This is a genomic window from Aliivibrio finisterrensis, assembly GCF_008933155.1.
GTDB lineage: Bacteria > Pseudomonadota > Gammaproteobacteria > Enterobacterales > Vibrionaceae > Aliivibrio > Aliivibrio finisterrensis.
Genome location: NZ_WBVP01000011.1, coordinates 1 through 23,182 on the forward strand (window position 1 = coordinate 1; position 23,182 = coordinate 23,182).

Annotated in this window: 19 protein-coding genes and 1 tRNA gene; 11 read left to right on the plus strand and 9 right to left on the minus strand. The window is 38.7% G+C overall.

Annotation, left to right across the window (positions count from 1 at the left end; all coding sequences use genetic code 11):
* Nucleotides 1–41: 41 nt before the first annotated feature.
* Nucleotides 42–185: a hypothetical protein gene (locus F8B77_RS17540; RefSeq protein WP_167512806.1), complete on the minus strand. Its 144-nt coding sequence runs from the start codon at nt 183–185 to the stop codon at nt 42–44.
* 32 nt (nt 186–217) lie between these two features.
* Nucleotides 218–418: an MbcA/ParS/Xre antitoxin family protein gene (locus F8B77_RS10830; RefSeq protein WP_151655353.1), complete on the minus strand. Its 201-nt coding sequence runs from the start codon at nt 416–418 to the stop codon at nt 218–220.
* Nucleotides 419–713: 295 nt separating this feature from the next.
* Here F8B77_RS10830 and F8B77_RS10835 point away from each other — a divergent pair, with 295 nt between their 5' ends.
* From F8B77_RS10835 to F8B77_RS10860, 6 genes are all read left to right on the plus strand, one after another.
* On the plus strand, nt 714–2,270 hold the full coding sequence (locus F8B77_RS10835) for a hypothetical protein (RefSeq protein WP_151655354.1): 1,557 nt from the start codon (nt 714–716) through the stop codon (nt 2,268–2,270).
* 141 nt (nt 2,271–2,411) lie between these two features.
* Nucleotides 2,412–3,029 carry a recombinase family protein gene (locus tag F8B77_RS10840; protein WP_151655355.1) on the plus strand — a complete coding sequence of 206 codons (618 nt, stop codon included), beginning with the start codon at nt 2,412–2,414 and terminating at the stop codon, nt 3,027–3,029.
* Between the two features lie 106 nt (nt 3,030–3,135).
* A complete protein-coding gene (locus F8B77_RS10845; protein ID WP_151655356.1) occupies nt 3,136–4,113 on the plus strand; it encodes a coiled-coil domain-containing protein in 978 nt (325 codons plus the stop codon).
* A 434-nt stretch (nt 4,114–4,547) separates the two neighbouring features.
* Nucleotides 4,548–5,174, plus strand: a complete 627-nt coding sequence (locus F8B77_RS10850; protein WP_151655357.1) for a hypothetical protein — start codon at nt 4,548–4,550, stop codon at nt 5,172–5,174.
* A gap of 23 nt (nt 5,175–5,197) precedes the next feature.
* Nucleotides 5,198–5,968 carry a hypothetical protein gene (locus tag F8B77_RS10855; RefSeq protein WP_151655358.1) on the plus strand — a complete coding sequence of 257 codons (771 nt, stop codon included), beginning with the start codon at nt 5,198–5,200 and terminating at the stop codon, nt 5,966–5,968.
* Nucleotides 5,965–6,531 carry an FtsZ/tubulin family protein gene (locus F8B77_RS10860; RefSeq protein ID WP_151655359.1) on the plus strand — a complete coding sequence of 189 codons (567 nt, stop codon included), beginning with the start codon at nt 5,965–5,967 and terminating at the stop codon, nt 6,529–6,531. The genes F8B77_RS10855 and F8B77_RS10860 overlap by 4 nt, the downstream gene beginning before the upstream one ends.
* A 3,556-nt stretch (nt 6,532–10,087) precedes the next feature.
* Here the strand turns inward: F8B77_RS10860 and F8B77_RS10865 are convergent.
* Nucleotides 10,088–11,266: a MarR family transcriptional regulator gene (locus F8B77_RS10865; protein ID WP_151655360.1), complete on the minus strand. Its 1,179-nt coding sequence runs from the start codon at nt 11,264–11,266 to the stop codon at nt 10,088–10,090.
* Nucleotides 11,267–11,347: 81 nt separating this feature from the next.
* Here F8B77_RS10865 and F8B77_RS10870 point away from each other — a divergent pair, with 81 nt between their 5' ends.
* Nucleotides 11,348–11,539 (plus strand): helix-turn-helix transcriptional regulator, encoded by a 192-nt coding sequence (locus F8B77_RS10870; protein WP_151655361.1) that lies wholly within the window; start codon nt 11,348–11,350, stop codon nt 11,537–11,539.
* Nucleotides 11,540–11,756: 217 nt separating this feature from the next.
* Nucleotides 11,757–15,032 (plus strand): zinc-ribbon domain-containing protein, encoded by a 3,276-nt coding sequence (locus F8B77_RS10875; RefSeq protein WP_151655362.1) that lies wholly within the window; start codon nt 11,757–11,759, stop codon nt 15,030–15,032.
* 524 nt (nt 15,033–15,556) lie between these two features.
* On the opposite strand, the gene F8B77_RS10880 is transcribed toward F8B77_RS10875, so the two are convergent.
* The 5 genes from F8B77_RS10880 to rpsU all read right to left on the minus strand — a co-directional run bounded on the left by F8B77_RS10880 (nt 15,557) and on the right by rpsU (nt 20,301).
* Nucleotides 15,557–15,632 (minus strand) — tRNA-Ile (locus F8B77_RS10880).
* Nucleotides 15,633–15,784: 152 nt separating this feature from the next.
* A complete protein-coding gene (gene rpoD / locus F8B77_RS10885) occupies nt 15,785–17,626 on the minus strand; it encodes an RNA polymerase sigma factor RpoD (protein ID WP_242504742.1) in 1,842 nt (613 codons plus the stop codon).
* 148 nt (nt 17,627–17,774) lie between these two features.
* A complete protein-coding gene (gene dnaG / locus F8B77_RS10890; protein ID WP_151655363.1) occupies nt 17,775–19,535 on the minus strand; it encodes a DNA primase in 1,761 nt (586 codons plus the stop codon).
* Between the two features lie 75 nt (nt 19,536–19,610).
* Nucleotides 19,611–20,054: a GatB/YqeY domain-containing protein gene (locus F8B77_RS10895; protein WP_130047158.1), complete on the minus strand. Its 444-nt coding sequence runs from the start codon at nt 20,052–20,054 to the stop codon at nt 19,611–19,613.
* 31 nt (nt 20,055–20,085) lie between these two features.
* Nucleotides 20,086–20,301, minus strand: a complete 216-nt coding sequence (rpsU, locus tag F8B77_RS10900; RefSeq protein WP_130043925.1) for a 30S ribosomal protein S21 — start codon at nt 20,299–20,301, stop codon at nt 20,086–20,088.
* 227 nt (nt 20,302–20,528) lie between these two features.
* Here rpsU and tsaD point away from each other — a divergent pair, with 227 nt between their 5' ends.
* Nucleotides 20,529–21,548 carry a tRNA (adenosine(37)-N6)-threonylcarbamoyltransferase complex transferase subunit TsaD gene (tsaD, locus tag F8B77_RS10905; protein ID WP_130047157.1) on the plus strand — a complete coding sequence of 340 codons (1,020 nt, stop codon included), beginning with the start codon at nt 20,529–20,531 and terminating at the stop codon, nt 21,546–21,548.
* A 49-nt stretch (nt 21,549–21,597) separates the two neighbouring features.
* Here tsaD and plsY read toward each other — a convergent pair whose 3' ends face one another.
* On the minus strand, nt 21,598–22,194 hold the full coding sequence (gene plsY, locus F8B77_RS10910; RefSeq protein WP_130043927.1) for a glycerol-3-phosphate 1-O-acyltransferase PlsY: 597 nt from the start codon (nt 22,192–22,194) through the stop codon (nt 21,598–21,600).
* A 145-nt stretch (nt 22,195–22,339) separates the two neighbouring features.
* Here plsY and folB point away from each other — a divergent pair, with 145 nt between their 5' ends.
* Together folB and folK are read left to right on the plus strand one after the other, a co-directional pair.
* Nucleotides 22,340–22,693, plus strand: coding sequence for a bifunctional dihydroneopterin aldolase/7,8-dihydroneopterin epimerase (gene folB / locus F8B77_RS10915; RefSeq protein ID WP_122033710.1), 354 nt, complete (start codon nt 22,340–22,342; stop codon nt 22,691–22,693).
* Nucleotides 22,690–23,178, plus strand: a complete 489-nt coding sequence (folK, locus tag F8B77_RS10920; RefSeq protein ID WP_130043929.1) for a 2-amino-4-hydroxy-6-hydroxymethyldihydropteridine diphosphokinase — start codon at nt 22,690–22,692, stop codon at nt 23,176–23,178. The genes folB and folK overlap by 4 nt, the downstream gene beginning before the upstream one ends.
* Nucleotides 23,179–23,182 lie beyond the last annotated feature (4 nt).

Sequence of the window (23,182 nt, forward strand, 5' to 3'; positions counted from 1 at the left end):
ATAAACGAATATGTCACTTGATGAGCTGCACTACCAATCTATTAGTTATAAACCACGTCTTCTTTTGCCGAGTTTGGCACATTACCTGCCAGGTCTGGCACATCGTCTGCCAAGTTTGGCACATCGTCTGCCAGGTTTGGCACATCGTCTGCCAAGTTTGGCACATCGTCTGCCAAGTTTGGCATATCAACTCTTCAATTAGATCTGTTCTAATAAATTAGGAAAAATCCCCATACGTGATCCGTTGAATTGCATCGAGAACTTTGGTTTTACCTTGTTCAGAATCTAAGACTTCTAATGGACTTAACCCATTGAATATCACTTTTGGTGTTGTGATCCATTCTTCAGACATCTGTTCATCAGCAAAGAGTTCTAGTAGTTTTTCTCTAACCTCTTTATCTATATGTGCAATCTTCATTATTGTCACCTATTGTTATTTAAAAATATCTTTTTAGTCCAAAAAGTTCTATATATCGATCCGTTTGATAAATATCGGTCTTTTTATAATGGATTGATTCTAATGAATTTATATCATTTACAGTCATATTTTTCTTCGTTAGTGTTCGCAAAAGCAACGATAAGAAGACATGCAATGGCGTATATAAAATTACCGATCAGCTTACGACGATTAAGATCCCCATACAATGTAGACCTGTTTATAAATCATGGTGAAGTCGAAGTAGAAGGTCAAACCATTCTATTTGGAGGCTATCATGAAAATGATTCATATTTTTTTTAGTGTACTGAACTTTACCTATAGTAATGTCGATCGAAAGAAACTTCAGAAGTCACTTAGCCATTCTTTACGATTATCTAGTGAGCAAGATAAAAGCTCACAATGGTATGAAGAGCTGGCTCAATCGAACATTTTAACAAGGCGTGGGAATACAGTATTTTTAAATAGCTTAGATCAATATGAGAGAGAAGAACTCTTAAATAATCTTCTTCCTGACCCTAAAATAGCTAAACGAGATATGAAGTTAAGGCAAAGAGCTGAGTCTAAACGTAAGCTGAAAAATGCAATTGCATCTGAAAGGAAAAATGGAAATAACGAAGCTGCTGATTTATTTCAAGTTTGGTTAAATTTCCCTGATGATCAAGCTATTCCTCCTAGCTATTGGCATCGTGTAGTGGCAAGACCGCCTGTAATGTGGGGAAAGAAACAAAGAATGAGGATGCTGGCGGAGTATCATGATTTACATAATATGCTATGTGGTGCAGAGCCAAGAATTAATCAAAGCTACCTCCAAGAAGTTGTTTTTACGATTCCAAGGCGTTGGGAGATTGGCACAAACATTATGCCATTGCAGGTGTACATTGATATTGTTAGTTCCTTTTATCGGCATTATTTTCCTGACTATGAAATAAAGCTAGGTCTTGGGCACCATGATGAAAGACGGCAACATGTATCAACGGGAGCGCATTGCCATTTATATATATCGACGTTAAATCAACGGACTCAAAAGCGTGATTTATTGAAACAACAATACAATGAAGCCGTTAAATTCCAGCGCTCGTTTGGCCCTGTGCATTGGACAAGTGCGCTACCTGTAGAAGAAAAAGAAAAAGGTCGAAAATACAAGAATGCGCTTTTTGAGTTTGATCGAATGTTTTATGCGTTTATTAATAATTATTATCTGAATACATTGGGACTAAATGCAGAATTTAGTCCAGAGGTAGAACGCCGTTCACAACAGCGTAAGTTAATGAATATTCAAGCGAGTCTTCCAAAATCTCAGCGTAGTTTTAATTTAGAAAGCATGGTGAGGGAAGAGTTAGAAAAGGAACGAGCTGAATTAGATAAGGTGCAGATCCAACTGTCTACGACAGAAAAGCAATTAGCCCAAGCTCAAGATAGATTGATTATGGCAGAAATCGAATATAGTGAGGAGTTGGTGCAATTTGAAGTATTAAAGATGCAGCATCAGGAAAAATCATCTCAGATGGCGATTCAACTAGCAGAACAACATCTAGAACTAAAACGAGTATTAGAAACCATTAATTTGTTGAAAGCACAATTAGAGATTGTAACAAAGCAAGTAACAAAGGTAATAGTAGACGTTATTGAGTATGGGTTCTTTTCACTATTAGCAAAAGCCAACAAAAGACCAAAGTTAGTTGAGAAATATATGAATATGCTTTTGGTATCTATGAATGAAAGCTTGCCCGAATTTTTACAGCCATTAGCCGTATCTGTGGGGAAATTATTGGAAAGTGATATGGCAGAAAAAGTCATTAAGAAAGAACTATCAGGGAATGAGATAAAATAGTCCATATTAGTGTCTATTATAACCATACTTAAAATAGACATAGCGAGCTTCACATATCAAACATTAAAAGACAGTATAAAATAGACAGTAATTAATGGACGGTTTAAATTAGACAAACTGACATTTATAGGACATAAGAACATGATAAGAGCTTATCTAAGAGCCTCAACAAGCGATCAGGATTCATCTCGCGCAAAAAATGAGTTACGAGAGTTTGTAAAAGTAAGAAATCTTCAGATTGCTTCTTTCTATCAAGAGAATATCTCAGGTACAACAACAGAGCGTCCAAAGCTCGATCAGTTAATTGAAGACTCAGAAGATGGTGATGTTCTGTTAATCGAAAAAATGGATCGGTTAACCCGCTTACCATTTCAAACTTGGGAAACATTAAAGAGTAGGATAAAAGCGAAAGGGTTATCCATTGTTGTTGTTGACCAATCAATGACGCATCAAACACTTGTAGAGTCAGACGAATCAGTCTCGGCAATTCAACAAGCGTTAACTAACTTTATGCTTGATCTGGGAGCGGCAATGGCTCGTGATGATTATGAAACTCGACAGAAGCGAGCACAGCAAGGAATAGCAAAAGCAAAAAAAGAAGGTAGGTATAAGGGCCGCCCAATAAATGTAGAAACAGCTCAAAAGTGTAGAGCAGTGAAGTTATTAGTAGCAGACGGTGAAACGATCTCGGCAGCTTGTAAATCTCAAGATGTTGGAAGGGCGACCTATTATAAATACCTACAAGATAAAAGTTACTAATTATAAAAGTAAGGTTAGTTAGTTAAGTTCCTAACTAACTAACTAACTAACTAACTAACTAACTTAACAAATTAACCTAATAAGAATAAAAATAAGGTTCATAAAAATGGCTAGGAAGAAATCATATACAGATGATGATGTTATCAATGCGGCAAAAATAATAGTCGACAGGGGTTTAGAACCAAGTGGGTGGCATTTACGAGAGGTGCTAAATCGAGGGAAAACGACTAATCTTAAAATTGATTTAGATAGATTGAGAGAAGAGGGAAAAATCCCTGAAGTGGTTGAAAAGAAAATCGAAGTAAGTATAAATCTTCAATCTGGAAATCAAGTTCACACAGAGTTACCTGTTGAAATTCAGGATACATTTAATCGTCTTGAAACTGAATTCAGCGATGCATTGAAAGATGTAATGGTTAAGATGAATAGTGCTGCATACCGTCATCATGAGCAGTTGGTCAGAACTCGATTAAAATATGCAGAAAATGCTACAGAAGCCGCTATTGCGGCAAAAACAATAGCAGAGGAAGCAGCAGTTGAAATTGAAAATCGAGTACGTATACAGGTTGAAGAGGGTGAAATTCAAGAAGATACAATAGAAGAACTTGAAGATAGATTAGAAGAGTTAGGGAATGAAAAAATCGATTGGAATGCGACAAATCGGCAATTACAGGAAAAAAATCTGTTGTTGAGTGAGCATTTGGATACTGAGATTAAGTCTTATCAAGCGCTTATGGAAAAGCTTTCAAGCAGCCAGGAGGCTTATATTGTCTTAGATACTCAATCTAAGGTGGTACTGAGTGAAATTGAAATATTGCGAGAACAATTATCTGACTTGACGGTTAACTTTGATTTTATTAAAGAGAAGTTAGTAGCTGAGACAACAGAGCTTAAATCAGTAAATAAATCATTAGAAAAAATAGAAAATCAAAATACAACCTTACGAAAAGAGCACGAGGAAATGCTTGTTAGCTTACGAATAGCAGAGAACAAACTAAAAGCATCTGAAGAGCAAGTCGCGGAACTATTGGTGGAAAATAGCGCAATTCAAATGAGGTTGTCTCAGCCGAAGATGGAGGATTAAAGCTCATATTTGTTCAGTATGAGGTACTAGCTATATACGTAAGTACCTCCTAGGTTAATTATTTGCTCTAGTGAGCGTTAAGCTAATGAACGTTAGACTAATGATCGTTAGCTTATGTTATTTTTGTGTATGCACATTTTTGGCGTAATGGAGGTTTTAAAAGAGAGTTACGCCGTTTTGTTAGCATTGTCAATTATGCAGTTCAAATGAAACGTATTCCTGTGCTGGTTGAACTAATAATGCCAGCTAGGTCGGGTGTGGAAGGAATAACTTTAATAGGCGTACTCAGTATTAGGAAAAGTAACTAAAACTTTAAACAACTTCCAAGTGCAATCTGTAATACATTTTGAAATACACCTTGACGATATCGATTCTGTGTAATACATTTCAATGTAGTATTTTGTATTACAATTTGTATTATAGTAGAGGTCTTTATGTCACTAGCAAACCACATTAAAAATATGATTAATACCCCATCTGAATCTCAGCTTCTTTCAATTCGCTTACAAACAACAACTGTAAATCAATTAGAAGAGCTAGCACAGGTTTTAAACAAAACCCGATCTGAACTCATTACAACTTTTATAGATGGTGGTTTAGTTGAACTTGAGAGTCAGTTAAAAGAGCAAGAAGAAATCAAAGCCTTTAAAGACGAAGCGAAATCCACGGTTCAACGTTACTTTTTATTGAATACTAACTTTAATAATTCGGAGAGTGACCACTACACTATGCTGGAAAATGCTGAAGCATCGGCATTTTACGGAAACTGGAAGGATAACATCAAATACTTGCGAAAAGATGACGTTGTTTTCTTATACCAAAGTGGTGTAGGTATCGTTGGATATGGTAAGGCTAATGGTGACTTAGAAAAGCGCGATCACAACGGAAATTCAAATGAATGGTATGCCCAAAAGTTACTTGATTTTGTTCGCCTGAAAAAACCACTTTCAGCAAAAGGTTGTAAAGATACTACCAAATCTAATTTCAACTTTAGAATGACTATGGTTCAACTATCTAAAACACAGGGAGCGTCACTAATTAATAAATTTAGTCACAATTAATATAAATAGCTTAAGGACGATTTATGATGACAAAAAATGAAGAGCTGAGAGAGGCGTACCTCGACATACTCAAAGGCATAGATGCTGCCTACTTAGTTCCAAATAAATCAAATAACCCATCGACCAAAGGACTATCTGGGCTATTTTTAACATCTATTCATCCGAACTACGGCAATGCAAAAAATAAAATAATGATCATTGGGCGAGAAACAAAAGGGTGGAAATGGAATGAGAAAATAGGCGTTGAATTGGTAGATTTAGAAAGTTGTGTCGACCAAGCTTTAAAAAGCCATAACTCCTTTTTCTTCAATCAATTAAAAAAGAAGAACTCACGAGGAAAAGCTTTTCATAATTTCACTCGAACTGTGGGTAAAAAGTCAGGAACTGAAGGGTTAATTTATGCCAATCTATTCTGCTTTGCTTTAAATAAAACTATCCCAACTAAGTCCCCTATTTTCGAAGAAATAGTAAACTTATCTGAAAGATTATTATGTGCTCAAATAGAGATCTTAAAGCCCGATATTATCTTATTTATGAATGGGTTCGATAAATCTTCCGTAGCTGCACGCCGTCAGATTTTTCCTATAGATGGCGAAAATAATGTGTGTTTAGATCCTAAAAACTATTTTGATGAGCATGGTCTATCAAGTAAACAATTGTGGACTTTTGATTTAAAGTTTGGAGACCAACGGATCAAGTCTTATCGCACCTATCATCCAAGTGCAGTATCCAAAAAGGCGAAAGAGGGGCGTGATTTTCTCATTAGTTTATTGCCTAATAAGGAGTCGAAATGACAAAAACATTAATCATTGGTGTGAGTGGCGCAGGAACAAATATTAGTCAGTACCTCGTTGAAAAGATGCCTGATAGTCCAGAACTGCTTCTAATTAACTCGGATAGTAAGTCATTAGACAAACATTTAGCTACAAATCGTGTTTATCTGGATCTAGCTTTAAGCTCTGAGACAAAAAGAGATCTAAGACTAACCGATACGGTCGAACGTATGAAAAATGAAATTCTCAGTTATACCTATGAAAAGACGAATATTATTGTTGTAGTCGGACTAGGCGGTAACACAGGGACGAACTCAATTTTTGCGATTACTAATTTAACGAATATGAGTTCAAAAAATGTAACATTAGTTGCAGTTTTACCATTCAGGTTTGAAAGCTCCCGAAGACGTTTAGCAGAACAAAAACTCACAATGTTAAAAAACAGCTTAAGCCTCAATATGATTGAATTTGATAATGATTCAGTGATGAATAGAGACGTGAGTTTAACGGAGGGTTTCCAAAAGGCTAATGAAATCATTCTCTCAAACATATTAGCAACCCTACAGCCAAACCGTGTGACTTAGTAGTTGAAGCGCTGCTCTCATAATTCAGCAAATCTACGCTAGCGTCGAGACGAAAAAGCTAGCATTAATTTTAGTCGAGTAAACACGCATTAACCAAGTGTGAATGAGTGTTTGCTCTAACCAATAAAGGGCAAGAAACGATTTAGAATGCTCGCTGCTGGAACATTGTTCTTCGTTTCTTCTATAACGCTTCTCTGAACCATACAGGTAGAGACTCATAGATATATGTGCATTCATAGCGATGTATCGTTGATACGAACTTGACCTGTGCTCAATATTGATTTGGTATTTACCTTACCCTCGAACCATCAAAGCTTGTTATCTGGATTATGTTTAGAACAACCCTTATCTATAAACTAATAACTCGCATTTTTCAGTGGGTAGCACGGGGAGTATGTAGATATCAGTGAGTAGGTTAATAATTTTCTGTCAGTTATTCTTGGGGGCTAGGGATGAAGTTAATTTTCTCCTATTGTGCCGCGCGTGCTGGCCAGCACGGGGAGTATGTAGATATCAGTGAGTAGGCTAATAATTTACTGTCAGTTATTCTTGGGAACTAGGAATGAAGTTAATTTTCTCCTATTGTGCAGCGCGTGCTGGCCAGCACGCGCAGTATGTAGATATCAGCGAGTAGATTAATAATTTGTTGTCAGTTATTCTTGGGAGCTAGGAATGAAGTTAATTTCCACCTATTGTGCCGCGTGTGCTGGCCAGCACGCGCAGTATGTAGATATCAGCGAGTAGGTTAATAATTTGCTAGTGTTCTTCGCTTTCTTTACTATTTAATTATTATCACGAATAAAAAATACAATGCGTTAATTAAGTGAAGCCTTCAAACCGCTAAAAATCGTTTTTAATATCCATATACTTTATTTTTTGACTAACAGCCCATAGGTGTTAACTATTTTATGTATACGCTGCCTGCTAAGCCCTAGCGTTCGTGCTACTTCTGATAGGTTAACTTTACCTGTTTCCAAGCGCTGCATATCAATCAATTGCTTTATTGAAGAACACTGTTCTTCGTTTCTTCTATAACCCTTCTCTGGGCCAACATTCACAGGTAAAGGCTTATAGCGATGTGTCGATCTGTAGTTGTGTAACCGTGTACCATCAGTGAACTACGTATCAACAACATCTTGGCCGAAAACGCTATCCGTCCATTCGGGATAGAGCGAGAGCTTGGCTTTTTTCTGATATGTCGTTAGGCGCTAAAGTGAACCAAAGCCTAACGACTTTCGTTCACCTCTCAGCACTCCGAGTAACTGACGCTTACGTAAAAAAAGTTGTTAGCGAGGAGGGTAAAGAACGCCTTCAGATAAAAGCTTTATTATCAACCAGAAACAAATCTTTAGCGTTTATGCTTGTCTTTTTTGTGCTTGTTATATATAAAATATTTTATAAGTCAATGAGTTAAATTTCTTTACAGATGAGGTTAAGTTAGATAAATTGACTTCAGAGCAAGCAACTAGCGCTCTAGTCCACCTAGCTGGTGGCTTAAAGAAACAACGTTAAAACGTGAACACATAGCCATGTTAAGCAATAAGTTAGCAATTATGTGAATCTATCCGCCTTGCAGGCGGCTTAAAGAAGCAACGTTAAAACGTAAACACATAGCCATGTTAAGCAATAAGTTAGCAATTATGTGAATCTATCCGCCTTGCAGGCGGCTTAAAGAAGCAACGTTAAAACGTAAACACATAGCCATGTTAAGCAGTAAGTTAGCAACTATGTGAAACTATCCGCCTCGCAGGCGGCTTAAAGAAGCAACGTTAAAACGTAAACACATAGCCATGTTAAGCAATAAGTTAGCAATTATGTGAAACTATCCGCCTTGCTGGCGGCTTAAAGAAGCAATATTAAAACGTAAACACATAGCCAAGTTAATCAGTAAATTAGCAATTGTGTGAAACTATCCGCCTCGCAGGCGGCTTAAAGAAACAACGTTAAAACGTATGCATAGCGTTGAATAGGCACTTAAAAAACTGAGAAATATGAGCCATTTTCTTAATCATCTCAACTAGAACAAAAGCTGAATATCCATCAATTGCTTTATCGAAGAACATTGTTCTTCGTTTCTTCTATAACCCTTCTCTGGGCCAAAATTTACAGGCAGAGACTCATCGATATATGTGCATTCATAGCGATGTAACGTAGATACGATCTCGATCTGTACTCAACATTGATTTGGTATTTACCTTGCCCTCGAACCATCAAAGCTTGTTATCTGGATTATGTTTAGAACAACACTTATCTATAACTAATAACTCAGCATTTTTCAGTGGGCATAATCAAGCTGGTAAATAAGAATAGAGTCTAGAATATCACCACTTTATCGCGCGTGCTGGTCAGCACACGCAATGAGACAGTATGAGCTGTTAGCTTCAGGGGTACATTAGTTTAATATTTTCGTACCGAATATATGCTGTAAGTAACGTTGGAACGCCGTTATTTCGCTTCCTCTATATGAACGATCAACTTGTATAAATTGGGAGAGATTAGAGTCTAGAGTGTCACCACTTTATCGCGCGTGCTGGTCAGCACACGCAATAAGACAGTATGAGTTGTTAGCTTCATGGCTATATAAGTTTAATCATTTGCGTACTGAGCATATGCAGTAAGTAACGATGGAACAGTGTTCTTCGCTTTCTTTACTATTTAATTATTATCACGAATAAAAAATACAATGCGTTATCTAAGTGAAGCCTTCAAACCGCTAAAAATCGTTTTTAATATTCATATACTTTATTTTTTGACTAACAGTTCATAGGTATTAACGATTTTATGTATACGTTGCCTGCTAAGCTCTAGCGTCCGTGCTACTTCTGATAGATTAACTTTACCTATTTCCAAGCGCTGCATATCAATCAATTGCTTTATTGAAGAACACTGTTCTTCGTCTCTTCTATATGTACAATCAAATAGTGTGGTGATCTGTCTTCAGAATCTCACCACTTTATCGCGCGTGCTGGTCAGCACACGCAATGAGGCAGTATGAGCTGTTAGCTTCAGGGGTACATTAGTTTAATCATTTTCGTACCGAATATATGCTGTAAGTAACGTTGGAACACTGTTATTTCGCTTCCTCTATATGAACGATCAACTTGTATAAATAGGGAGAGAGTAGAGTCTAGAGTGTCACCACTTTATCGCGCGTGCTGGTCAGCACGCGCAATGAGGAAGTATGAGCTGTTAGCTTCAGGGTACATTAGTTTAATCATTTTTGTACTGAATATATGCTGTAAATAACGTTGGAACACTGTTATTTCGCTTCCTCTATATGAACGATCAACTTGTATAAATAGGGAGAGAGTAGAGTCTAGAATATCACTACTTTATCGCGCGTGCTGGTCAGCACACGGAATGAGACAGTATGAGTTATTAACTTCATGACTATATGAGTTTAATCATCTGCGTACCGAACATATGCGGTAAGTAACGATGGAACAGTGTTCTTCTCTTTCTTTACTATTTAATTATTATCACGAATAAAAAATACAATGCGTTAACTAAGTGAAGCCTTCAAACATCTAAAAGTCGCCTTTAATACTCATATACTTTATTTTTTGACTAATAGCCCATGGGTATTAACGATCTTATGTATACGTTGCCTGCTAAGCCCTAGCGTTCGTGCTACTTCTGATAGATTAACTTTACCTGTTTCCAAGCGCTGCATATCAATCAATTGCTTTATTGAAGAACATTGTTCTTCGTTTCTTCTATAACCCTTCTCTGGGCCAAAATTCACAGGTAAAGACTCATAGCGATGTGTGCATTCATAGCGATGTAACGTAGATACGATCGCCATCCAATACTCAACATTTATTAGATGTTTATCTTGTTCTCTAACGACCCAAGCTTCTGGCTGTAAAGGATCTAATGCGCGAATTATTGCTACACACCAGTTTTTCCAACAAGAGTAATCTTGAGGTTTTATACGTTTTATACAATTAAAGGTAGCAGGGTAAAGCTCTTGAGTGGTGGTTGTAATGCTTTTTGCAAGCTCGATCCAGGTTGTTTGTAGAACATGGTTCTTACAAAACTTTATGAAATAGCGAGGGTGGGGAGCAAAACCACCAAGTAAACGGTATAAATTAGATGCTTTCTGGCTATTTGATCCCGCTTCTTTATGTTTTTCGGATTTAGATTCAATATAAATATTATCAAGCTGTGTTAAAGCACGAAAAACTTTATGTTTTGCTGCTTTATAAGACTTCTGATCACGATTAGGGTGATGTTCAGAACAATAATAATGAGAACTTTGAGGTAATCGCCAGCATAAAGCGCATGTTGGAAGAACCGTGTTCCAGTAGGTTTTTTCTTTATACTGCGGTGTTAATGCTCTTACTTTCCAAAGACTTTGCAATACCTCATCTGCATAGTCAATTTCATCATAGTTGGTTGTCCATAGCCCTCGAATTGCGAGAAATTCTTCGACTTGTTGAATTGTGCGATTCAGCCCACCGTGAGCAATAACTAAGGAATCTAACTCATTGATTGTTTGTGATTCATACGTTTTTAAAGACTTGAACTCTGCTTTAAATGCCTTAATGAAAAATGGCTCAAGAACAATGTTTTTTAAGGCTGTAATTGCGTAAAGATATCTAGCACGTTTACGTTGAGTAATTTTTATATTTTCAACACGAGCTTGTTCCTGTAGCGCATTAGCTTGTTTTTCTATCTGTTTTCTTAGAGCTATACGCGATGCGTGTAGATCGATAAATGAATCTGTCAACATGGTTTGTCGTATGTTTCGTATTATGCTCGGTCTGTATTGTCATTATAGTGTTTTCAAAGAATAACAATAGAGAATAAAACAATGAGTAATAAATTATTTATCAGGCAGGATGAGTTGGCAAGGTTACTAGGGGTGAGCAATACAACCATCTGGCGATGGAGAAAATCGAATCATCTACCAAAGCCTATAGCACTGAGTAATAGGGTGATAGGTTGGCGAACTGTGGATATTGATGCTTGGTTAGAGTCCCAATTACCTTGTGATCTGATGTGAAGGAATAGATAAGCTTTGTAGTGAGGATAGTGTTCCGCTACAAAGCTTAAAAATATCAGGTTTGGTCTATGTAGTTGTAAAGGTATACTTAAATTGGAAGCCTGTTTATAGGTTTGATTTCATACAAATAAAGAGATTTACATGCCAAGAATAATTACACCTAAGTTTAAACGTGAGGCCTCCTCCTACTCGATTAATCAAGGCTAATACAGCGCTTATGAAAAAGCCCAGAAGACTACCTAAATTTGAAAACAGCCTTGAAGGTAAATACCCTCAAGTTGCTGTTTTTTTTGATTTTGAGCTAAATAAACCGCGCATACCAAGCGAATACTTCCCTAAATCTGATTTTGTTATCAATTGGCGTTGCCAAGATAATCCAGAACATAAGTGGGAAAGAATAGTAAAAGAACAAGTAAGAATGTCACTTAAAGGAAATGACTGCCCTTACTGCTCAAAAAAATGGCCCTCACCTGAATATAGTGTGGCTGCTTGCTACCCAGACTTAATACCAGAGTGGAACGTCGAGCTAAACGATGGTTTAAAACCTACGGAAGTTCTTCCAAAATCCGACAAAGTGGTGTGGTGGGACTGCCCAAATGATTCCGATCATGTTTATGATATGCAGGTGAAAAAGCGCACCGAAAGAGACTATAACTGCCCCTATTGCGTCAACCGACGAATGGACCGAAAGAAAAGCTTTGGGGCGCTGTACCCAGAGTTGTTAGAAGAGTGGCATCCTACTAAAAACAGCATAGATCCGTTTAGCATCTCACCATACAATGATTTTCGCCCATTTTGGATGTGCAAAAACGATCCTAGCCATGTTTGGGAAGCTCAAATAAAAAACAGAACCAACGCTGAAAAGCCTACAGGCTGCCCTTATTGTGTAAATAAATTAGCAAGCCGAACCAATAATTTAGAGGTGAATTTTCCTGAGATAGCGAATCAATGGCATCCAACTAAGAATGGAGAGTTAAAACCCATTGAAATAACCTATGGTTCATATAAAAAGGTATGGTGGCAATGTTCATTAGGCCACGAATGGGAAGCTACATCATCCTCTAGAACCAATAAATTAACAGGCTGTCCACATTGTTCACCTACATCTTCTAAACCAGAAATTTACGTGCTTTGTGAGCTAGAATGGATATTCGATGATGTTAAACATCAAGATAGGTCATATGGATACGAGTGTGATGTGTATTTACCTAAACACAGTATAGGCATAGAAATCGACGGGAGTTATTGGCACAAAGGCAAAGAAAAATTAGACAAGAAAAAAACGAAAGAGCTTAAAAAGAAAGGCATTACCCTAATAAGGCTTAGAGAATTTCCTTTACAATCTCTATCAAAAAACGACGTTATTTATCACGATAAAGTCATCGATTTTACCGATGTGGTGGCATTGTTAAAGGCCTTACTCAGTTTCAATTTAGCGCTATCGGAAGAAGAGTTAGCAAAGGCAAACGAGTACCTTAAAAAACCTAAGCAGCGAAATGCAAAACGCTTTCATGAGTGCATTGTAAACTTATCCACGCCCAACAACATAGAAGATTCAGCAGCTTCAAGTGTGAATGTTTTAGATCTTTGGGACTATGAAGAAAATTATCCCCTAAGACCAGAGAATTTTACTCGTTATTCAGGTTTTAAAATCTCTTGGAAATGTTATAAAGGTCTGGGTCATGATAATTGGACAACTAGAATATCTCATATCTTCAAAGGGCACGGCTGCCCATCTTGCTCAGGAAATATTGCCCATACTGAAAACTGTCTTACAACTCTCTACCCTGAAGTAGCAAAGCTTTGGTCTTCAAATAACGAACTCAAACCAACCGAAGTGACCGCCTATTCCTCTAAAGAAGCTTTATGGCAATGCGATAAAGGACATGAATACTTAAGAGTCATAAATACTCAAGTAATAGGTAAGCGAATTTGTCCTGTCTGTCAATCACTCGGTTGTCGATTTCCAGAATTGGCAAAGCAGCTACATCCATTAAAAAATGGAAGCTTAACCGCACTAGATATACCCGCAAAATCAACAATTGAATGCTGGTGGATATGCGAGCATAGCACTGAATGGAAAGAGTCTCCTCACGCTAGATTAAGCAAGTCGTCTAACACTCAATGCTTAAAGTGCCAATCAGATTTTAAACATCAGAAAAAAAAGCAGAAGCAATCAGATAACGAAACCCTCTTAGAGCACACAATTGCCTCTATGGGGCAAGTAGATATTAAAAATTCAGCAGCAACGAGCCAAAAAATAATAGAACTTTGGAGATATGAAAAGAATGCGCCGCTAACCCCTGAATCCGTCCCTCTTGATTCAGAGTTAATCTTGTCGTGGATCTGCAAGAAAGGGCATAGCTTTGATGATAAAGTTTGCAGTGTAGTAAAGAGCAACGATTGTTATATATGCAAAGCGAACACAGTTACAGCGGAGAACAGCTTGGCATTGAAATACCCAGAAATTGCAAAACAATGGTCATCTAACAACCCAATTAAAGCAACAGAAGTCACCGCTAAATCGCACCACAAATTCTTATGGGTTTGCCCAAATAATCACGAATATGAAAGATCGGTTTCAGGGCAAACAAAAGGGATTCAATCATGCCCAAGTTGTACCTCATTGGGTTATCGATTCCCTCATTTAATACCAGTTTGGCATCCCACCAAAAACGGTGAGCTTACGCCATTTGATGTAGCAGCCAAGTCTACCGTTAATGTTTGGTGGCAGTGTGAGCACGGAACTGAGTGGAAAGAAGCACCACATTCTAAAACGCAAAAAAGAATGAATATACAGTGTAAAGTGTGCGCCTCTCAATATCGTTTAGAAAGAGCAGCACAACGCAAAGCTAAAAACGCTGAATTATTTGATCAAGCTGTTGCCAACATAGGAAATTTAAACATTGATAACTCTGCTGCTATAGACTGCACCATTTTAACGCTGTGGGACTATGAGAAGAACGCTCCGTTATTGCCAGAGCATGTCAGCATAAAATCTGAGTTAGAGGTGGATTGGATGTGCAGAATCGGCCATAAGTGGAAGAAGAAAATCAATAAAATGCAAGGATACGATCAATGTCCCCAATGTGAACGTCATCCTATCACGAATGAAAATTGCTTAGCCACAACGCACCCACAAGTTGCAAAGCTGTGGTCTTCAAACAACACTTTAACAACAACGGAAGTGACACCTAATTTAAAAATTAAGGTGCTATGGAAGTGCGAAAACAACCATGAATATGAAAGGGATATACACACACAAACTAAGGGAACTCAAGTTTGCAATGCATGTCAATCAATAGGCTACAAGTGTCCAGAACTTAATAAAGAGTGGCATCCTACCAAAAATGGGGAGTTAACCTCATTTGATGTGGCTGGTTTATCATCTAAGTCTATATGGTGGCTTTGCGTTAACGGACATGAATGGCAGGAAATACCTTTCAACAGAACAAATAGAGCGAATAGGAATTGTCCACACTGTCAAAGTTAAACGTGGTGTAAAAAATGGGATCAAAGTAAATCCTAACTTAGAACTTCAAGTACTAGCGATATCGCCCCGTAGGTGATTTGCACCTGAAAAACAGGACACCGCACTAAGCGGCTTTTCCATACCAAAAGTAATCCGCAACTTTCTAATTTAAGTGATTACTCTAAGAAGGTTCTGTCCAAAGGTGAGCTAACGATGCCTGTTGTATGATGAGACTATTTTCCTGTTTGATTCTGTTTTTTATCTAAAACAGATTAACGTCTCCCAACATGGATATCTTAAGCTTTACCTAATTTGTCGAAGTATGTCGTCAAAGAGTGCTGATTAGGTATTATGACTTTGCTCTTTCTATGCCTGTCGTTGTTGTGCAATAAACAAAACTTGGCAACACAGAGAGTCTCAGATTACTATGGGATAGCGACAAGAGGATATGAGTGCATTGGGCTTGTCTGACCCGTTACCTGACCCAGAAACGTCAGATAGCAAAAAGGCGTAGTAGGTACTAACCTATTACGCCTTTCTAAATTTGGTGGCCCCTCCCAGATTTGAACTGGGGACCGAACGATTATGAGTCGTGCGCTCTAACCACTGAGCTAAGGGGCCTTTGTAGGAGGTGATTATAGGGTAAGATGAAAACAGTGTCTAGACATAAGGCGTTTGCTTTTTAATCAGTTGATTGAAAATATGCATCTAGATCGAAAAAAGGTGAGCCTAAGCCCACCTTTTTGATTCTATTAACAAATAATTATGTTTAATTATTCGTCTAAAAAGCTACGTAATACTTCTGAACGACTTGGATGACGTAATTTACGAAGCGCTTTTGCTTCGATTTGACGAATACGTTCACGCGTTACGTCAAATTGTTTCCCTACTTCTTCAAGAGTATGGTCAGTATTCATATCAATACCAAAACGCATACGAAGTACTTTTGCTTCACGAGGAGTTAGGCCTGCAAGAACGTCGTTAGTTGCAAATTTCAAGCTTGTTGAAGTTGCAGAATCAACTGGAAGTTCAAGGGTGTTATCCTCGATGAAATCACCTAGGTGCGAATCTTCATCGTCACCGATTGGTGTTTCCATTGAAATTGGCTCTTTAGCGATCTTCAGAACCTTACGGATCTTGTCTTCAGGCATTTGCATGCGCTCTGCAAGTTCTTCTGGTAATGGTTCACGGCCCATTTCTTGTAGCATTTGACGCGAGATACGGTTCAGTTTATTGATCGTTTCGATCATATGAACTGGAATACGGATCGTACGTGCTTGGTCAGCGATTGAACGAGTGATCGCTTGACGGATCCACCATGTTGCATACGTAGAGAACTTGTAACCACGACGGTATTCAAATTTATCTACTGCCTTCATTAGACCAATATTACCCTCTTGGATAAGATCTAGGAACTGAAGACCACGGTTCGTGTATTTCTTAGCAATAGAGATAACAAGACGTAAGTTTGCTTCAACCATTTCTTTTTTTGCACGGCGAGCTTTAGCTTCACCGATAGACATACGACGGCTGATGTCTTTGATGTTCTCTACAGGTAAACCTGTTTCTTTTTCGATGCTGTCTAGTTTAGAGATTGAACGACGAATGTCTTCTTCGTAACGCTTTAAACGCTCAACGTATGGCTTGTCTGAAGCCATGATCTCATCAAACCATTCAATCGATGATTCGTTACCAGAGAAAAGTGAAATGAATGATTTTTTAGGCATTTTGCCGTATTCCACACACATACGCATAACTAAGCGCTCTTGTGTACGAACACGATCCATGCTGCCACGCATTTCTTTTACTAGGTAATCAAACTGTTTAGGGATCAGCTTGAATTCACGGAATACGTCAGTAAGCTCGCCAATCGCTTCGCGTGCTTTTGCGTTATCACGGCCATGCTCTTCAAAAGCAAGCTGCATATTGTGATAAGAAGTACGAAGCTCTGTAAATTTCTCCAAAGCAAGCTCTGGGTCAATACCTACATCTTCTTCTTCTTCGTCTTCAGTTTCTTCACCATCATCATCTTCATCGTCTAGATCAGATTCACTCAGTTCTGAGCCGATGTGTGTTGCTGTTGGTGCTGCAGAACCATCATCATTTGGATCAACAAAACCAGAAATGATATCAGTAAGACGAATCTCTTCAGCTTGAACTTTATCAAATTGTTCTAATAGGTATGAAATAGCGCCTGGGAATTCAGCAACAGAGCACTGAACTTCATTGATGCCTTCTTCAATACGCTTGGCGATGTCGATTTCGCCTTCACGAGTAAGAAGTTCAACGGTACCCATTTCACGCATGTACATACGAACCGGATCCGTTGTACGGCCAATTTCACTTTCTACACTTGATAGTGCGGCTGCAGCGGCTTCTGCTGCATCTTCATCAGTTACGGCATCATCATCATTTAATGACATATCATCAGCATCAGGTGCGGTTTCTACCACTTTGATGCCCATGTCATTGATCATTTGAATAATATCTTCAACCTGCTCAGAATCTACAATTTCTTCTGGTAGGTGATCGTTAACTTCTGCGTAGGTCAGATAGCCTTGTTCCTTGCCTTTGATTACAAGTAATTTTAGCTGTGACTGCGGATTTTGATCCATAGACGGTATCCTACTTCTGGTCTGTGTGAAGGAATTAGTATGCGAAATGCAAACCATTAATAATAGCAAATGTATCTATTTATGACTACTGAGTAATCATTTATCACACCATAATCTTGGTGTATGGCTTAAACAGGACTAGAGGTATTTAGACGAGACGGTTAATAACTAACTCAGCTAACTCTCGTTTTTCTTCGACTGATAAGCCGACGCTTCTTTCTTTAGTCTGTAAAGCTTCCACTTGCTTTTCGATACACTGGGCCAATACTTTGTCCAATGAATCTATAAATAAATCTTGTATGTTATCTTGGTCTATTGGGAGTTCCCAAGCAGCCAAGCGTGATAATAATTTCTCATTATTATCACCACGCCAATATTCTAATAATTGGCCTGTAGTTATATGGGGATTATGTCGACAGTTTTCAAGTAATTGAAGAAATAAACTTAATCCTGGAAGTGGTATTTCTTTTACACTGTCTAAATCTGGCACCAACTGAGTCAAATTTGGATTTTGTAGCAAGAGAGTTATTACTTCACGCATTGGTGTGCGTTTTATCTCAGGTTGTGCGAGTCGTTTTGTTTCTGGTGCACCCTGTTTAGATATTAGTTGCTGTAATTGACTTTCATCCATAATTCCAAGCGTTTTGCCAAGTTGCTCACGTAAATAGAGGCGTAAGGTGCCGCCTGGTACTTTATCAATAAGAGGAACCGCAAGTGTCGTTAGCTTGGCTTTCCCTTCTCGGCTACCAGTATCAACTTGGTCGACTAGGGTTCTAAACATGAATTCAATTAAAGATTCAGCGCTGGCTATTTCTTGTTCAAAGGCAGCTTTACCGTGTTGGCGAATATAAGTATCAGGATCTTCGCCATCCGGTAGGAACATAAATTTAAGCTGACGACCATCATTTAAGTATGGCAGTGCTTGTTCCATCGCTCGCCATGCTGCTTCTCGGCCCGCTCTATCTCCATCATAACAACAAACAACGGTGCTTGTTTGACGGAAAAGAAGTTGCATGTGATCGCCAGTAGTTGCCGTACCTAGAGAGGCGACCGCATAATCCACCCCAAATTGGGCTAATGCAACCACATCCATATAGCCTTCGACAACAAGGGCTTGTGGTAAATCTTTATAAGCTTGCAGTGCTTCGTATAAACCATAAAGCTCTTTGCCTTTATGGAAAATAGGTGTTTCAGGTGAATTTAAATATTTGGGAGTGCCTTCACCAATTACTCGTCCACCAAAGCCAATTACGCGACCTCGACGATCTCGAATTGGAAACATAACTCGACCACGGAAGCGGTCATAACGGCGGCCATTATCGCTTTCAATTAACATCCCACCACTGACTAAAGCATCTTGTGACGCTTTATCTCGGCCGAAGTTTTTCTTCACCAATTCCCATTCATCAGCAATATAGCCGATACCAAACTTCTGTACTATTTCACCAGAAAGTCCACGATCTTTTAGATAATTAATGGCATGAATATTAGCGGCGGATTTTAATTGGGAGCAATAAAACTGACTGATACCGCCCATTAAATCGTAGAGGCTACGTTTTTGTTCAGTACTGGCTGTTGGGCCTGAAGGGGCATTAAATCCACTGCGTTGTTCGCGAGGAACATCAAGACCCAGCATAGAAGCAAGTTCTTCGATGGCTTCAACAAACTCTAAGCGGTCAAACTCCATAAGGAAGTCAATTGCGTTGCCGTGAACACCACAACCGAAGCAGTGATAGAATTGTTTTTCTTGGCTAACAGAGAAAGAAGGGGATTTTTCATTATGGAATGGACAGCATGCGCCGTAGTTTTTCCCTTGTTTTTTCAGTTTTACTCTTGCGTCAATAATATCGACAATGTCGTGTCGATTTAAAAGCTCATCAATAAAACTGCGAGGGATATGTCCAGCCATTTTTCTTTTCCTGTAGATACAAACAAGCCGTGCATATCTAAAGATAGCACGGCTTGCTTTATAAATAGAGTATTATTAAGCCAGTTTAGAACGAACTAATTGGCTTACTTTACCCATGTCAGCGCGGCCTTGGATTTGAGGTTTTAACACGCCCATCACCTTGCCCATATCTTGCATTCCTTCAGCACCTGATTCTGCAATTGCTTTGTCTAATAACTCGGCAACTTCTTCATCGGTAAGTGCTTGTGGCATGAAATCTTCAAGCACTGTAATTTCAGCACTTTCTTTTTCAGCAAGATCATCACGACCAGCGGCAGAGAACTGCGATACTGAATCACGACGTTGTTTAACCATCTTAGTTAAAACAGCGATAATATCATCGTCAGACAACGTTGTATGACCATCGATTTCACGTTGTTTTATTTCAGATAAAGCTAAACGAATAGTGCCAAGGCGTAATTTATCCTTGGCTTTCATCGCTAACTTTTGCTCGTCTTTGAGTTGTTCAATTAGAGCCATAACTTAATCCTAATTAAATTTAGGTAAGTTATTAGTACAGGCGAACGCGACGTGCGTTTTCGCGAGACAGCTTCTTAGCGTGACGCTTTTGAGCTGCTGCTTTAGCGCGTTTACGTACTGTAGTAGGTTTTTCGTAATGCTCACGACGGCGAACTTCAGAAAGAACCCCTGCTTTTTCGCAAGAGCGTTTGAAACGACGTAGTGCAACGTCGAACGGTTCGTTTTCACGTACTTTAACTACTGGCATATGCCTTTCACCTCAGGTGTTAGTCAATTCGCTGGTAGTTATAATTAACCAGCTATTATTCAAATTGGTGCCGAATTTTAATCCGATCAAGACGTTTTGTAAAGTACTCTTGATTAAGAATTGAGTAATTTCTTTGTTTATTTTGTCTTCTCTAGCGATCAGGTCGCTTGAGGTCGTGTAATGATGAAGGTAGTATGGCGATAAATTAACAGGTAACTGAGAAAAATATGCGAATTTTAGGCATTGAAACCTCGTGTGATGAAACGGGTATTGCGATTTATGATGATGAAAAAGGGCTATTAGCTCATCAACTGTATAGCCAAGTAAAACTGCACGCAGATTATGGTGGTGTCGTACCTGAATTGGCCTCTCGTGACCATGTTAAAAAGACGATCCCTTTGATTCAAGCGGCATTAAATGATGCAGGTCTGACTAAAGATGACATCGATGGTATTGCATATACTGCAGGTCCTGGGCTTGTTGGTGCATTATTAGTTGGCTCTACGATTGGTCGAAGCATTGCATATGCGTGGGATGTTCCAGCGATTCCTGTTCACCACATGGAAGGTCATTTACTTGCACCAATGCTTGAAGATGTACCACCGGAATTCCCATTTGTTGCTTTGCTTGTGTCTGGTGGTCACACCATGATGGTTGAAGTAAAGGGCATTGGTGAATATCAAATTTTAGGTGAATCTGTGGATGATGCTGCTGGTGAAGCGTTTGATAAAACAGCTAAATTAATGGGGCTAGATTACCCAGGCGGACCGTTATTATCAAAACTGGCTGAGAGCGGCACAAAAGGACGCTTTAAGTTTCCTCGTCCTATGACAGATCGTCCAGGTTTGGATTTTAGCTTCTCTGGTTTGAAAACATTTGCTGCGAATACGATTCGTGCGAATGATGATGATTTACAAACTCGTGCTGATATTGCGTTTGCTTTCCAAGAAGCGGTTGTTGATACATTAGCAATTAAATGTCGTCGTGCATTAAAACAAACGGGCATGAAACGTTTAGTAATGGCTGGTGGTGTAAGTGCGAATAAATACTTACGTCAAGAGCTTGAAGTGATGATGAAAAAAATTGGTGGAGAGGTGTTCTACCCTCGAACTGAATTTTGTACCGATAATGGTGCGATGATCGCTTATGCGGGTATGCAACGTCTGAAGAATGGTGAAACAACGGATTTGGCGGTTCAAGCTAAACCTCGTTGGCCAATAGATCAGTTAGAGCCAATTAAAAAATAAGATGATCCACTTAGATTGTAAAAGATCGTTATCTATATAAAGGGGCTAATTAGTCCCTTTTTCTTTGCCAAATTTTCTTTTCTTCGCCGGCAAAGAAACGGCGTATATTTTCATGATGCTTGAGAACGATTAAGCAAGAAAGCATAGCAACAGGTAGCGTGTATTGAGGTTTTACAAACCAAGTGAATAAAGGGGCAAGTAACGCGGTAAGCATCGAGGCTAAAGAAGAGTAGCCAGTGACTAATATCGTAATAACCCAACTACCAAATAACATTCCTGTTAAATCCAACCCAATTGGAGCAAGTGCGCCAAGGGCCGTTGCGACTCCCTTTCCCCCTTTAAAATGAAAAAATAACGGATACATGTGACCTAAGCAGGCCGAAATAGCAATGATGCCTAATAGAAGAGGGTTAATCTCAAGAAAGTAGCCTCCCCAAACCGGTAGCATACCTTTTAAGATATCACAGAGAAGAACCAAACCAGCGGCACCTTTACCACCGAGACGATAGACATTGGTCGCGCCAGGGTTATGAGAACCGTATTTTCTAGGGTCAGGTAACCCTTTCAATCGACAAATTAAAACCGCACTAGAGATCGATCCTAGCAGATAGGCGATGATGATCATAATTAGTGCAAGAGGGGTCATGAATGAGCCTTTATTTAAGTGATCAGGAGCGAACAAAAATCATTTTTATAGTATATTGCTGAACATATCGAGCAAGGTAATATCAATATTACGTTGTTTTTCTTTTGATGGGTATCCGACCTCTTAATAAAAAGTGTGATCAAAGATGGATTTAGTATTTATAAAACAGCTTGAAGTTATTACAACCATTGGCGTTTATGAATGGGAACAAGGCATTAAACAAAAGCTTGTATTAGATATTGATATGGCTCATGACAATAAACCTGCAGCAGCATCTGATGATGTTCAACATTGTTTAAACTACGCAGAAGTGAGTGAGGCGGTGACGGCTCATATTCAAAACGGTCGCTTCTTATTAGTTGAGCGTGTTGCAGAGGAGATCGCAGATCTTATTATGACTCGTTTTTCAGTGCCTTGGATCCGCATTCATTTATCTAAACCAGGTGCAGTGGTAAATGCACACAGTGTTGGGGTTGTGATTGAGCGAGGAAGCAAATGATCACAACTTATATTGGTATTGGCTCCAATATTTCTCCTGAAAAAAATGTAAAAATAGCCATTGATGAATTACATCAACTTGGTGAAGTAACAAAAGTGTCAACGGTATATGAAGCTGAGCCTGTGGGTTTTTCTGGTCATAATTTTTTCAATTTAGTCGTTGAGCTAAAGGTGAATCACTCACTGGGTGAACTTGGTGCTCTATTGCGTGCGATTGAAATTAAATGGGGCAGAGAAGTCAATGCGAAGAAGAACCAAGATCGAACATTAGATTTAGATATTCTTTTGTATGGTGATTTGGTTTCAGAATCGGATCCCAAATTACCTCGAGAGGATCTGTTTAAGTTTGCCTTTGCTATTTTACCAATGGTAGAACTGAATCCAGATCTGATTATCCCAAGTACACAACGTACCATCAGTGAAATTTGGGCTGAATTTCCTTATTCTCAATCATTAAAACCAGCTTTATTAAACTTAACATTCTAATGGA

Bases quoted from the DNA above. Each gene is read 5' to 3' on its own strand.
- F8B77_RS10875 (WP_151655362.1), top strand. From the start codon at position 11,757: ATGAAAAAGCCCAGAAGACTACCTAAATTTGAAAACAGCCTTGAAGGT.
- plsY (WP_130043927.1), bottom strand. From the start codon at position 22,194: ATGACCCCTCTTGCACTAATTATGATCATCATCGCCTATCTGCTAGGA.
- F8B77_RS10840 (WP_151655355.1), top strand. From the start codon at position 2,412: ATGATAAGAGCTTATCTAAGAGCCTCAACAAGCGATCAGGATTCATCT.
- F8B77_RS10835 (WP_151655354.1), top strand. From the start codon at position 714: ATGAAAATGATTCATATTTTTTTTAGTGTACTGAACTTTACCTATAGT.
- F8B77_RS10855 (WP_151655358.1), top strand. From the start codon at position 5,198: ATGATGACAAAAAATGAAGAGCTGAGAGAGGCGTACCTCGACATACTC.
- tsaD (WP_130047157.1), top strand. From the start codon at position 20,529: ATGCGAATTTTAGGCATTGAAACCTCGTGTGATGAAACGGGTATTGCG.
- F8B77_RS10865 (WP_151655360.1), bottom strand. From the start codon at position 11,266: ATGTTGACAGATTCATTTATCGATCTACACGCATCGCGTATAGCTCTA.
- F8B77_RS10895 (WP_130047158.1), bottom strand. From the start codon at position 20,054: ATGGCTCTAATTGAACAACTCAAAGACGAGCAAAAGTTAGCGATGAAA.
- folB (WP_122033710.1), top strand. From the start codon at position 22,340: ATGGATTTAGTATTTATAAAACAGCTTGAAGTTATTACAACCATTGGC.
- dnaG (WP_151655363.1), bottom strand. From the start codon at position 19,535: ATGGCTGGACATATCCCTCGCAGTTTTATTGATGAGCTTTTAAATCGA.
- F8B77_RS10830 (WP_151655353.1), bottom strand. From the start codon at position 418: ATGAAGATTGCACATATAGATAAAGAGGTTAGAGAAAAACTACTAGAA.
- rpsU (WP_130043925.1), bottom strand. From the start codon at position 20,301: ATGCCAGTAGTTAAAGTACGTGAAAACGAACCGTTCGACGTTGCACTA.
- F8B77_RS10860 (WP_151655359.1), top strand. From the start codon at position 5,965: ATGACAAAAACATTAATCATTGGTGTGAGTGGCGCAGGAACAAATATT.
- folK (WP_130043929.1), top strand. From the start codon at position 22,690: ATGATCACAACTTATATTGGTATTGGCTCCAATATTTCTCCTGAAAAA.
- F8B77_RS10870 (WP_151655361.1), top strand. From the start codon at position 11,348: ATGAGTAATAAATTATTTATCAGGCAGGATGAGTTGGCAAGGTTACTA.
- F8B77_RS10850 (WP_151655357.1), top strand. From the start codon at position 4,548: ATGTCACTAGCAAACCACATTAAAAATATGATTAATACCCCATCTGAA.
- F8B77_RS17540 (WP_167512806.1), bottom strand. From the start codon at position 185: ATGCCAAACTTGGCAGACGATGTGCCAAACTTGGCAGACGATGTGCCA.
- rpoD (WP_242504742.1), bottom strand. From the start codon at position 17,626: ATGGATCAAAATCCGCAGTCACAGCTAAAATTACTTGTAATCAAAGGC.
- F8B77_RS10845 (WP_151655356.1), top strand. From the start codon at position 3,136: ATGGCTAGGAAGAAATCATATACAGATGATGATGTTATCAATGCGGCA.